This is a genomic window from Donghicola sp., assembly GCF_025210255.1.
GTDB classification, from domain to species: Bacteria; Pseudomonadota; Alphaproteobacteria; order Rhodobacterales; family Rhodobacteraceae; genus Donghicola; species Donghicola eburneus.
Window position 1 is genome coordinate 38,692 of the sequence record NZ_JAOARZ010000014.1, and the last position, 12,823, is coordinate 51,514.

At 56.4% G+C, this 12,823-nt stretch carries 8 protein-coding genes; 5 read left to right on the forward strand and 3 right to left on the reverse strand.

Going from position 1 to position 12,823, the window contains the following annotated elements:
* Positions 1 to 6: 6 nt before the first annotated feature.
* Positions 7 to 1,188: a GAK system CofD-like protein gene (locus N4A58_RS03925; protein ID WP_293708035.1), complete on the reverse strand. Its 1,182-nt coding sequence runs from the start codon at positions 1,186 to 1,188 to the stop codon at positions 7 to 9.
* A 684-nt stretch (positions 1,189 to 1,872) separates the two neighbouring features.
* On the opposite strand from N4A58_RS03925, the gene N4A58_RS03930 reads away from it, so the two are divergent.
* Both N4A58_RS03930 and N4A58_RS03935 read left to right on the forward strand, forming a co-directional pair.
* Positions 1,873 to 3,387, forward strand: coding sequence for a HAMP domain-containing sensor histidine kinase (locus tag N4A58_RS03930; RefSeq protein ID WP_293708036.1), 1,515 nt, complete (start codon positions 1,873 to 1,875; stop codon positions 3,385 to 3,387).
* Between the two features lie 263 nt (positions 3,388 to 3,650).
* Positions 3,651 to 5,432 (forward strand): alpha/beta fold hydrolase, encoded by a 1,782-nt coding sequence (locus tag N4A58_RS03935; RefSeq protein WP_293708037.1) that lies wholly within the window; start codon positions 3,651 to 3,653, stop codon positions 5,430 to 5,432.
* Between the two features lie 84 nt (positions 5,433 to 5,516).
* Here N4A58_RS03935 and N4A58_RS03940 read toward each other — a convergent pair whose 3' ends face one another.
* Positions 5,517 to 7,562, reverse strand: a complete 2,046-nt coding sequence (locus tag N4A58_RS03940; protein ID WP_293708038.1) for a multicopper oxidase family protein — start codon at positions 7,560 to 7,562, stop codon at positions 5,517 to 5,519.
* Positions 7,563 to 8,138: 576 nt separating this feature from the next.
* Between N4A58_RS03940 and N4A58_RS03945 the strand changes: the two genes are divergently transcribed.
* Positions 8,139 to 9,500, forward strand: a complete 1,362-nt coding sequence (locus tag N4A58_RS03945; RefSeq protein WP_293708039.1) for a calcium-binding protein — start codon at positions 8,139 to 8,141, stop codon at positions 9,498 to 9,500.
* Between the two features lie 55 nt (positions 9,501 to 9,555).
* Here the strand turns inward: N4A58_RS03945 and N4A58_RS03950 are convergent, their stop codons facing one another.
* Positions 9,556 to 10,980 carry a hypothetical protein gene (locus tag N4A58_RS03950; protein ID WP_293708040.1) on the reverse strand — a complete coding sequence of 475 codons (1,425 nt, stop codon included), beginning with the start codon at positions 10,978 to 10,980 and terminating at the stop codon, positions 9,556 to 9,558.
* Between the two features lie 438 nt (positions 10,981 to 11,418).
* Between N4A58_RS03950 and N4A58_RS03955 the strand changes: the two genes are divergently transcribed.
* Both N4A58_RS03955 and N4A58_RS03960 read left to right on the forward strand, forming a co-directional pair.
* Entirely contained in the window at positions 11,419 to 12,249 is an 831-nt protein-coding gene (locus N4A58_RS03955) for a DUF1206 domain-containing protein (protein WP_293708041.1), read from the forward strand.
* 167 nt (positions 12,250 to 12,416) lie between these two features.
* Complete coding sequence (locus tag N4A58_RS03960) at positions 12,417 to 12,800, forward strand: carboxymuconolactone decarboxylase family protein (RefSeq protein WP_293708042.1); 384 nt, start codon at positions 12,417 to 12,419, stop codon at positions 12,798 to 12,800.
* The last annotated feature ends 23 nt before the right edge of the window (positions 12,801 to 12,823 follow it).

Here is a 12,823-nt window from a genome sequence, read left to right on the forward strand (position 1 = left end):
AGCGCGCTAAACCAGTGACACCAACATTTCACAAAAGTTCGTCGCATCGTAGCGCTTGCCTGTTTCATCGGCCAAGGGCAGGGGCACGCAGGGAATGCCGAACCGTTCGATGACAGCATTACATTCCGAGGCCGGCACAGAGCTGTCGCAGATCACGTGGGTCATGAGCGCGGTCGCTGGCACCCCTGGGCCCGCATCTGACCAAAGAATGTCGAGCAGCGCACCCACCTGTTCGCACAGGCTCATACCATAGCTTTCGGGATCGCAGCCCAAGCTGGGGACGTATACCTTGGGCACTTGCGTTGCGGCGATCTCTTGGCCGACACGTGCAGGCAAAAGGTTCGCGCCCACCGAGGAAAACAGGCTGCCCGGAGGATAGCAGATCAGATCGGCCTTCTGGATCAAGCGGCGATTGCGCTTTGGCAGGATGATCTCAGATCTGGGCACTTCGGTCGTGCCGTCGGACAGAAACAGGCGCTGGATGCGTTCTTCGGGCGGGGGCAGCTCTTTGCCGGTGATCTCTTTTTGACCGATGACCACGCGCCCATCTGCGTACTCCGCTCCGATATGCAGGTTGACGTCCACGACCGACCGGACCGTGCCAAGCACATCCATCATTTTGGACATCATGAAAAGAACGGGCTCGAGCAGGCGTTCGTTTGCCAGATAGCCCCCCGCTATGACCAGATTGCCAACACTGCCGCCAGCATAGTCAAAGTCTACGGGCGCCTGTTGGGCAAAGGACTGCAGGTGTGACACAACAAGCATCCGCATGGGCTGCGGCACAGCGCGGACCAAGGGGTGTTCGCCCGCCAGCACTTGCTCCACCTCGCTCTCCAGAACAGCAGGGGCGGCGTCTACGGGAAAGCGATGGGAAAAGAGCCGCACGATATCTGGCTGACCCAGATCTGTTTCCTCGGCCAAGGCCATGAGGCGGCTGCGCAGGTCACCAACGGCGGGCATGGCAAAGGCGTTGCGCAGCACTTCGGAACTGCCGCCACTGTCAAACGGGGTAATCAGGTGGGCCGAGTTGTGGGTGTACCGCTTTAATCGGCGCGAGATGCCGTTCAGCGCACTGCCACCACTGAAAAACACCAGTCTTGGGCCACGGTGCGGGGCACTCAGACAGCGCGCAACGCGCAGTTCATCGGGAACCGAAGCGCTGCGTTGTATGGTGAGAGGCGCCATATGGGAAATGACCTAAGACAAAATAAACCAATGCAAAAGTTCTAGGCAGGTGGTCACACCAGTGCAAGCGTCATCGGAATGGCCAGTGATTTCCGGCAGGTCTTGGGGAATTTGGGGCGTGCCAGTCGGAATCGTAGGGGGCCGTGTACGGACCCTGGCTGTCGTAAAGAGCAGCATCGGCGACCGCGAGGTTTGGAAATCTGGACCAAGTGATTAAAAAACAATCTCAGACCAAAGTGGGAGATTTCTCAGGCACTGGGCAAATCTTCTTTTTGTATCAATGCGGTAGCGCTAACATCTCTGGTGGAACGATGGTCGTACATCAAAAGATATTTTGTTATCAATGAGATGAGGTTGGTAGTTTGGCGAAACTATCTCGCGATTTTGCCGTTAAGACTTTTGTAAGTGATGCGAAACTATCGGACCTAGATGCTACATCATGTATACAAAACTAAGATAGGCCAGAAGGTCTACATACAATATGGGCACGAAATTGGCCCCAACTGAACTGTGCCGTCCTTGGTGGAATTGGATCACTCCCGAACCCGCCGATGACATTCTCCCCTCACTGCCCAGTGCTGACTGTGCTGCCTTTCCCTCAAGTGGGCTGTCCTGAACATAACTTAAAAGCCGGATTGCCCGCCGCACCGCCAGAATGCGCTGTGGTTGAACAAGTATAAAAGTATGAAGACGCATAAACTCCTCAAGCGTATGTCTACGCAGCAGAACAATCTGTTCTGGTCTTTTATGATTTTTGTGATTGCGATTTCCCAATACCTCGAAATCTGGCGCGCGCAGATTGAGACGGTTCTTCCTTTCTTTGCGCGTGTTGAACGAACCGAGGCCACTGCCGCCGTACTCTTGATCGTGCTGTGCACGTTGATGTACCGCCCGACTGCCGTGCTGTTGCAAAAATTGCAGCGATGTGCGGGAAATGCACTGATCGCGATCTCGATGATCGTGGTGCTGTTCCAGCTCTCCAATGTCTTTCTCAGCCACTTTGCGTTCACCCAGTTGTCGGATCGCGCAGGCGTTGCTTTGCCCGGCGTGCCGACTTTGGAAACTGGTTTTGCAATGATCGTCGCGGTCCGGTTGGCAGGCTTCCGTCAGGACTTTGCGCAGCCAGCGCGGTTTTTCATCGTGCTTGGGCTGACCCTCTATGGCGTGATCGACCTGATGATGGAGGACGAACACATTCTGCAATTGACCGTTGGCAATGGGATGGGGATCGCGACGATCCTGACATTTGCGGCCGTGCTATGGGTCGTGGCGGTGCGCCAAACGCGCCTGATCCTGAAGGATTGGCAGCATTACCTAGCGGCGCCTGTGGCAGTCCTTTTGCTGCTGAGTTGGTTCTCGAACGTGCCGCACCCCGACAATGTGCTTGAATGCCTTGTTGTCTTTGGGATGTTCACGCTGCTGGTGATGGGCCTGACCCGTGTCCTGCAGTTCGGGGCAGAGAATGCGGCCCTTGCGCATAAAAATGAATTGCAGGCCAAGATGATCGAGCGGCAAAACGCGGACCAGTCTTTGCTGGTCAGTTCGCTCTCTCATGATTTGAAAGCGCCGATCCGCAATGCGCGCACTCTGATCACCATGCGAGAGGGCTATAAGCAAGCCAAAGGCATGACCGACGAGGCTGTTGATGAATTGCTGCTCAAAACGCTGAAACGGGTCGAGGACCTGAGCCGCAGCTTCGTCCACTTCATCCACAGTCATAGCGAACCGATGGACTTTACCCCCGTCAAAGTCGGTCAGCTGATCAAAGGTGTGGCTGAACAGTTCAAGGGCCGCGCCGCAGTGCAGGTGGTTGGACTGGATCAGGTCGAAGTCTCTGCCGATCCGCAGGCGCTCAAGAGGGTGGTCGAGAATATGATCGAGAACTCGATCCAGCATGGCCAGCGCGAGGATATCTCTCTGCTGTTCACGGGTGAAGACAAGGCAGACGGGATCGAAATCCTGTTCGAGGACAACGGCCGCGGCATTGCGCCAGAACAGCGCCGCAAAGTCTTTTTGCCGTTCGAGACTTCAGAGCCCAAGCATGTATCGGGGTCCAGCGGTCTTGGCCTGTCGATCATCAAACGGTTGGTCGAGCGGATGAACGGGACAATTGCTGCTGAATGCCCGCGCACGTTGGGCGGGGCCTGTTTCGTCATCCGGATCAAGAAGGATCAGCCGCCACTGCGAGCCTCTGTCTGATCCCAGCGATTGTGTGTCACGAGTGTCTGTTTGCGTGTGGTCATTGGTGGCCTTGGTAAACCGCCAGCACAACCTCCTCTGGCGGCAAAAGGGGGGAGCGGGTCACCGCTTCCTCCTGCATCCGTTTGGTCTGCGCACAGCTCCGTGAGGTCCGCGTTTCATTGACCGAAATCAAGGCGGCACCCTTTGGCCCGCCTATCGTCACCGCAAAGACTGCGACAGGACCAGAAGCGAGCCTCTGCCGTTTCCGAGGAGTATGTGACATGCGCGACCACCAAGACATTCGCCCCCAAGAAGAGAAACAATCAGCCGAAACTGCCGCCGACCGCCATCCCTATGCCGATCTGGATCGAATGTCCCGCGCGGTTCTGGCGCGGAATACGGGCGGGGTCTCTCCGTTTTCGATCTATCAGGCGTGGAATGACTGGGCGCTCCATATGAGCCGTGCGCCGGGGCGGCAGTTGGAATTGGGCGAGAGGGCCGTGATAAACGCGTTCAAAGTGATGGCGGACGCCGCGCGCAATGCCTTTGAACCAACCGATCCTCCGCCTTTTAAACCGATGGCCTATGATCACCGCTTTACCCATGCGGGCTGGGCCAAGATGCCTTTCCGGTTTTGGCAGCAGTCCTTTTTGGCCACGCAGGACTGGTGGAACCACGCGACCGAAGAGCTTCGGGGCCTTAGCGAGGCGGATTCCGACCGAGTGCGGTTTATGGTGCGTCAGGCTCTGGATGTGGTGTCGCCGTCGAACCTGCCGATCAGCAACCCAGAGATCATCGAGCAGACCCGCAAATGCGGCGGGCGCAATATCATCGAAGGGGCGCGGCACCTGACCGAGGATATGATCCACACCATGACCCAAGCACGTCCCGAAGCGCCCGAAGGGTTTCGCGTGGGCGAGGATTTGGCCTGCACGCCGGGGCAAGTGGTCTACCGCAATGACCTGTTCGAACTGATCCAATACTCGCCGACCACCGCCAAGGTGCAGGCAGAGCCGATCTTAATCGTGCCCGCTTGGATCATGAAATACTATATCCTCGACCTGTCGCCTCACAACTCAATGATCCGCTATCTGGTATCCCAAGGGTTTACGGTCTTTGCGATATCTTGGTGCAATCCGGACCGCGATCATGCGGACCTGACGCTGGAAAACTATCGCAAAGACGGGGTTATGGCGGCGATTGATGCGATCAGTGCCATCGTCCCCGATCAGAAGATTCAGGCGGTCGGCTACTGTCTGGGCGGTACGATCCTGTCCATCACAGCGGCCACCATGGCGCGGGACGAGGATGATCGCCTTGCCTCTGTGACCTTGTTGGCCGCGCAAACCGATTTCTCCGAGGCGGGGGAACTTCTGCTCTTCCTAGATGAAAGTCAGGTCGCCTTCCTAGAGGATCTAATGTGGGCCCAAGGCTACTTGGACCGCCCGCAAATGAGCCGAACCTTCGCGACCATTCGGGCCGAGGATCTGATCTACACCCGTGCGGTCAAACGCTACTGGCTGGGCAAAGAGGATCTGCCCTCGGACCTGACGGTCTGGAACAACGATACCACGCGGATGCCTGCCAAGATGCATTCTGAATACCTGCGCGGTCTGTTCTTGGAAAACCGGCTGACCGCGGGGCGGTTTGCCGTAGAGGGCCGCGTGATCGCGCTCAAGGATATTTCGGTGCCGCTCTATGTCGTGGGGACAGAAAGCGACCACATCGCACCGTGGAAGTCCGTCTACAAAATCCGCCTGTTCAGTGACTGCGATCTCACATTTGCCCTGACCAGCTCTGGCCATAATGGCGGCATCATCAGCGAGCCTGGCCACCCGCGTCGCCACTACCGTGTGGGGCATCGCGGGGAGGGGGAACGCTATGTTGATCCAGATACTTGGTTCGCCTCGGAGCCACCGATCGAGGGATCTTGGTGGACGCACTGGGCCAAATGGCTGGCCGGACGATCGTCGGGACAAACAGATGCCCCCCAGATGGGAGCCCCCAAAGCGGGTTATCCCGTTCATGGGGCTGCGCCGGGGACGTATGTGTTCCAAACCTGATCAGGGACTATGCCGTGATGGCCTGCTAGCCGTATCCATAATCCGTTGACGTCTGGCCGGAAGCAATTCCGGCCAGACATGGTTTTAGATGAACTCTTCCACCATGAAGGGACGCATCATGTCGTTATCTTCGTGGCTTAGAATGTGGCAGTGCCAGACATACTCACCGGGCTTGTCGTAAGTGGCTGCGACCCGCACCATCTCTTTGGGCCCGACGGTGGTGGTGTCTTGCCATCCGCGATCTTCGGTACGGAAAGACAAGCTCTTTTTGTCAAAGATCATCACATCGCAATCCGCGCCAAGGGTATCGCCCTTTTTCTGGTAGCCGTAGGTGATCTCGCCATCCCCATCCAGATCGTCGGGAATGCCATCTTCGTCCTCGTCTTCATAGTCGATGGCGTATTTCCGGACATTTTGGAACTGCACGAGGTGGATGTGAACGGGGTGTGCATCCTCGGTGAAATTGAAGATATCCCAGTACTCAGAGTCGCCGAGTTTCACCTTCTCGGTTGTCTCTGCCATCCAGCCCAAAGGACCAAAGGCGCCGTCGGGCGTCATGTCATCGGTGTGCAGCTTGCCCTCCTCGGCGGTGCCGAGCTGCGGCTTGATGCGGCCATACTCGTCGGACCCTTCGAACAGACCCAGTTTGCGGACATTGTCGATGTCGCGCTTCTTGATGGTGCTGAAGTCGTAGTCGAGCTTGGTGTTGTGCTTGACGAGCAGGTTCTCCATCTCGATGCTATCGTCCGCGACAAACTGCATAACTGCGCCGACGGGATCGTCGATGGTCGCGGCCTCTGCAACGTTCAACTCGCCGGTGTTGTAGCTCACGCCTTTGTAGGGCTCATAGGCGGCACCGGTGTTTAGCAGGGTGACCTTTTCACCGTCCTTGAGCTTCGAGAAGTCGAACACAACCTCGACCCGTTCTGAGGGGGCCAGCAAAATGAATTCGTTGGCTTCGAACTTACCGTCCCCGTCAAAGACTTTGCGCGCGTTGGGCAGGAGACCTCCCTCGGTGCCGACCAGCGTGGCGCGGACGTTCGCGTTGTCCAATTCCAGCTTGTAGAAACGCGAGTCCGACCCGTTCAGGAACGTCATCTGGACTTCGCCTGTGCCCACATCCATCTTGGGCCAAGCCATGCCGTTGGCCAAAATAACGTCACCGAAATATTCGGGCAGGATCGAGACAGCATCATCGCCATTGTCGTCGTAGAACTCCTGCGGGATTTCATCCATGACCATCGTGTCAGGATCGCCGGGCAGGACGTCGTGCCCATGGCCGGGGTAATACAGGTTGCCTTCGTCATCAAAGGAGTAGTCCTGCAGAACCACGTCCACCACATCCTTGGTGTCCGCGAGGATGCCCTTCTTTTCCAGCAGTTTCCGCTCGTTGTCCTTGACGATATACATGCCCGCAAGGCCCGCGTAGACGTTCAGGCGCGTCAGGCCCAAGGCGTGGTCGTGGTACCACAGCGGCGCAGACTCTTGATCATTGTCGTAGATAAAGGTGTTGCCGGAATAATCCTCTCCGGTGTCACCAGGATTGGTCTCTGGTGTGTCCTTGCCACTGTTATTGTACCAAGATTTCTTGAAAGAGAACCAGTGGCCGACGTTCTTGAGCACATCGCCAAGGATGGGCAGGCCGCCAAAGAGAGAGCCCGACAGGAGCTTGGCCGAGTAGCCCGAGCTGGTTTCTACATCCTGCGTATACCATTGCTCTGGGCTGCCGTCATAGATCGAGTCTGTGTGACCGCCGTGCAAGTGGGCGACCAACGGAATGACACCATCGTCAATGGTGCCGTTCGACGGGCGCGCTTGGTGAATTGTGTCATCCACAGGCAAAAGGTGACCGTCCACATCCAGCGCGTTTTCGTAAGTGATCGCGAGCTTTCTGTTTTCATAAGCAATGATCGTCGGGCCATGAAAACCGGGCGTCATGCCAGGCATCGAATAGCCCCACACGGACGTCATCAGCTTATTGCCATCCTCGTCATACATGCCAAGGAATTGCTCAGTCTCCTGCATTTGTAAGGTCAGAGACTTTGTCCACTTGGTGTCGATCTGGGGGTTAATTGGTAAGTCATTGGTAAAGGCATAATCGTCATAAACGCGCTGGCCAATAGCGGTCATCTCTGTGATCCTCGTGAAAAGTTGAACTAATTAAACTCAGGTTTATAAAGCACCGTGCGTACAACTTTAGATTGATTCTGGCGGTTTATGGAAACAATAACCCAATAAAATAAGGATTTTTTCGACAGATTGGCGCTCGTCCAAGTTCGACAATAAATTCTGCAAGAGTAGAATTGCGATCAGGTGGGGTTCGCAAAAGCCCTGCTGAAATTCTAGAGGCTGCGCCGGAATTGCGTCGCGCGTCCAAGCCTGCGTCGATGATGTACGGCATACGTAACGAGTGAGCGCTCGTTTGCGGTGGTTGTGAATGCAAGGATTACAATTTAATGAGGCTGAGGGGGATTATACCAACCTGAACCTACCCGTGGATTGGCTGGGATTTTCAAATCGATCTGACAGAAGTGATCAAGAATGGTGAAATCACTGACAAACCTCTGCGAACCTTCGAAATTCTGAAATCAACAAATCAAGTCCGGAAAACCTGTTAGTCGGTTGCCTTAATCCAAATAGAATTTTTCGCGGCTTTGCGATAGAAAGAGATATTCTTTCTTTCTATAGCTCTGGAGATTTCATCTCATGACGACGGTTATTCAAATCCGCTCGCTCGACCCAAGTTTGAGTGTCAGCACGACATCCGGTTTCATCTTTGACGCGTTTGCGGATCAGAGTTGGAGCGTGCTCACCACGGGCGGGGCCAATGCCTTTGCGGTCTTGGGTGTTGATCCGACAATCGTCAATTATACGCCGGTCGATGGCGCAACCTCCTACACCTTTACCGGCAGCTTTCCCGCGCGGATCGATCCGGCCCAAGAGTTTGACACTGATGACATCGACGCGTGGCACGCTGCAGCGGCTGACAGTCGGCTCTCTGAATTTCTGTATCACGATATCAGCACGGGCACCCTGACCCAGAGCGTCGAGTTCCAGTTCGCCGAAGACGTGGATCTGAGCATTGGTTTGCTCGAGTTCTTTAACTTCGGGGACATCTTGGATCAGATCAACGGCCAGTCCGGCGAGGGGGTCGAAATCCGCCTGACCCTGCCAGATATGGACCGAGCCGCGACTGTAGAGATCGCGGGATCGGCTTATGGGGACAGCCTGTATGGCAGTCAGAACAACGACACCTTAGATGCCGGCGATGGCGACGATTTTATCAAAGGCGGGGCAGGGCACGACAAGCTCTTTGGCCGTGCGGGCAACGATACTTTGCTCGGCAATAATGGGCGGGACAAACTTCATGGGGATGGAGGGCAGGATCTCTTGTGCGGTGCTGCTGGGAACGACAAACTCTACGGGGGCGCGGGCTTTGACGTTTTGAGAGGCAACGCCGGAAAAGACCTGCTCAAGGGGGGCGGTGGCACTGACGTCTTGCGCGGTGGCGCTGGCGGCGACTCTGTCGATGGCGGCGCGGGACACGATAGCTTGTGGCTCGATGCCGGTCATGACTTCGGGAAAGGCGGTGCAGGCAACGACACTATCAAAGGCGCCAAGGGCAACGACAGCCTATGGGGCGAAAAGGGCAATGACGTGCTGGACGGCGGCACGGCAAACGACTCGTTGGTTGGCATGTCCGGCAACGACACGCTTTTAGGGGGTAAAGGGTCGGATACTCTGTTCGGCGGTGCGGGAAACGACCGTTTGGACGCCGGTCACGGGGAAGACACCCTAGGTGGCGGTGATGGCGACGACGTCTTTGTGTTTTCGACCTTTTGGGGGCAGGACACTGTCCTCGATTATGAACTGGGTGTCGATATGTTGCGCATTGACGACTTTGCCACGGACGGCATCACCGACCAAGACGCACTGGTCGAGGCTTATGGCGGAGTGAACGCCCAAGGCGATGTGGTTTTTGACCTTGGTAATGACAACATCATCACGCTGCTTGGCGTGACAGAGGCGGCGCTGGATGTGATCGCCGAAGACATCGTGATCTTCTAACCGGCCACCCGACCGGTAAGGTTAAGCGCTGACAGGGGCCCTGTCAGCGCGTCCATCAATCGGTGATCACGATTTGATCTGGTGTAATGCCTGGCGTGCCATCCAGACGAATGACAGCTACGCCGCCTTTGATGCCTTGGTACGCTTTGTATTTGACCATGACGTCTGTGTAGGTTCCATCCTCTGCTTCGACAATGTCGATGCTTTTGACCGCGTTGTGCGAAGAGAATACGCCGACCTGCAAGACATCTTCGTCTGGATTGAAATCTGTGATGCGCATGTAGATGTCGTCGGTTTCACCGCGATAGGCGTTCCGCACTTGGGCATCAAATGTGTCCGCGCCTTCGCCGCCGGTGACTGTGGCTGCACCGTCTTCGTCGCGGAAAAAGTTCCACACGGTAAACAGATCATCGCCCGCGCCGCCAACGCCCGTGCTGCCACTATCGACACTCAGGTGGTCATCGCCGGTTCCGCCATAGCCTTTCGCGCCGTTGTTGACGCTAACGAAATCTGCGCCGCCGCCACCGCGCGCGACGGCGCCGATCCCCGAAACATTAAGGTTATCATCACCGGTTTCCCCGTAAATGAGAGCGTCGTCTGTATCGTAGGCACTGATCGTATCGTCTCCGGCACCGCCATGGGCCAAAATCTCTCCTCCAGAGAAGCGCGCACTGTCGTCGCCCGCTCCAAGAGAGAACGTGCCGCCCAAGGCTGTAACTTGGTCGTCGCCAGCGCCGCTATCTATCACGGTATCAACGCCGGTCACGTCAATCCGGTCATCGCCGGCGCCGCCGATGATAGACGCATGGTCCCCGGCGCTTTCTAGAATGTCGTCGCCACCGGCACCGTCAATCGTCAGGCCGTCCGTCTCTGCGTAAAACCATTCCGCGAAGTCCGATCCGGTGGTGTCCTCGGTCACGGTTTCTTGTGCCAGACCATCACGGAGTTCCACGTAGTCCTCTGGCAAAAAGGACCCGAGGTTGTCGCCATCAGTAACGGCTTCCAGATAGTAGCCTTCGATCGGGACATTCGATGTAATCCCGCCAAGCCGGTCGGCAGGGCTCTCGACCTCGTCTGAAACGCCTTTGAGGTCGACAGTCGCGATCAGCTCCAGACCGAAATGCTCTTCGAACCTTGGCAGATTATAATTGTACAGGGTCTGAGTCCCCTCTGGAACGGGGCCTGCATCGGGCATCTCCACTTGGGTCTCCCAAGAAACGCTGGACCAATCCACATCTTCTGGGACCAGATAGAATCGTGCTTCGTCTGTCTTTACAAAGTCATCGGGGTCGTCCTGCGTGTCCTTAAAATAGATCACAGCAAGCGAACGCGTCTCGTCCTCTGGCACTTGGATATCGACACCGTCGTTCTGGCTTATGTTGACGACAGTGCTGGCCGCCGGCGTTTCTGCGGTCTCTTGGTCGGTGTCAGGGACCGGGTCCGCGCCGTCATCGTCGCCTCCGTCATTGTCCTGATCCATAAAAAACGTCCCGAGCGAAAGCCCAGCCATGAGAGCGAGTAATCCAAGTTCAACCAATGCACCGTTCCTGAAACAAAAGTTCTTGTTGTTATGTAAGCGAAACAACCGTGAGTATAACGAGAGCCCTACTCGAAAGAATAGAGGTTTTCCGGAGTAATCGAATTTTTATCCGCTTTTTCATGTATTTCTTCTGCGCCGCGAGTAAGATGGATTGGCCTGCAGGATGATATTTCTCGAAAGCCAAACCTTCGCCCCACTGGCCAGAGAGTAAGCGCGGCCCGCATGGCAACCAGAGCCTCCGCGTGGGGCGGCGCGATTGGGTCTGAGCCCGTGGGTGCCATCCATCTGGCCCAAAGAAATTAAGGCGCTTTGCAAGATTTCAGGGAACAAAGGGTCCTGCTTTTCTCTTGGGTCCCCATACGGAAAGAGGATTGTTTCATGGCAGAGCGGGCACCCGTCTGGGTCGAGTATTTGATGCGGGCAGGATATGCTGCACGTGGTGTAGTTTACCTTTTGACCGGCGGTCTGGCGCTGTTGTCTGCGTGGCACGGCGGGTCGGGCGAGGACAAGAAGGGCGCTCTGAGTTCCTTGTTTGGACAGCCCTTTGGCCAATCTATCATTCTGGCGATTGCAACGGGGCTCTTGTGCTACGGCATATGGCGTCTGGTCTGCGGCTACATGGATTTAGAAGACGAGGGCAACGAGACCAAGGGCGTGATCGCGCGGATCGGCCAAGGTCTGAGCGGCGCTGTGAACGTCGCCCTGTCGCTATCCATTGCGCGACTTGCCCTTGGAAGTAGTGGCGGCGGTGGTGGAAAAGAGGCTTTGACCTCCAAGCTGCTCGCCATGCCTTTCGGACAGATCATTGTGGGAGCCGTGGGGTTGGGTGTGATCGGCGCTGGCCTCGCGTACCTGTACAAAGGCTGGTCCGAGAAATACCGTGAAAACCTGCGCTGGTCGCCCATTTTGGAGAAACTCTCGACCCCGATCCGGCTGGGCTTGATGGCGCGCGGCGTCGTCGTGGCCATCATCGGCGGTTTCTTCTTGTTTGCTGCAATGCAAGCCGATGCGGACCAAGCGGGTGGCCTGTCTCAAGCCTTTGAACTTGTGCGGAGCCAAGCCTACGGTCGATACCTGTTGGGATTTTTGGCTGCGGGGATGTTCGCCTTTGGCATCTATTGCTGGATCGAGACAATCTACCGTGTCCTGCCGACGCGCCAGAGCAAGGGGACGAAGACCATTGCTCAGCATCTCAAAGCACATGCCTGAGTTTGGGGGCGCCGCAGCGCGGTATGATCTGCGCGTGAGCCAGAGAACATGAGAGCAGGGGCGCATTTTCAGCGCCCCTTTCGCTACCTGCACAGGTGACCTGACCCATAGCTTGGCGGTAGATAGGCCTAAGAGCCAAATCTGGCCGAAGCAGCAGGAGATCCGCCATGAGCACATTCGACGAAGACCTGTTCCTCAAGGGGCTAGAGCAACGCAAAGCGACCCTGGGCGCGGATTACGTTGAGAAGAACTTGGCCGCCGCGGATGATTTCACCCGCCCGTTCCAAGAGGCCATGACCGCATGGTGCTGGGGCTTTGGCTGGGGCGACGATGTGATCGATCCCAAGACGCGGTCCATGATGAACCTGTCGATGATAGGTGCCTTGGGCAAAATGCATGAATGGGAAATCCATTGCCGTGGCGCAATCAACAACGGCGTCTCGCCTGATGAAATTCGCGCCATTATCCACGTGGTGGGCATCTATTGCGGTGTCCCGCAGGCGCTAGAGTGTTTCCGCGTGGCGCGCAAAGTCCTAAGCGAAACCGACTGAGACATTTGTGGCTCTTGTGAACG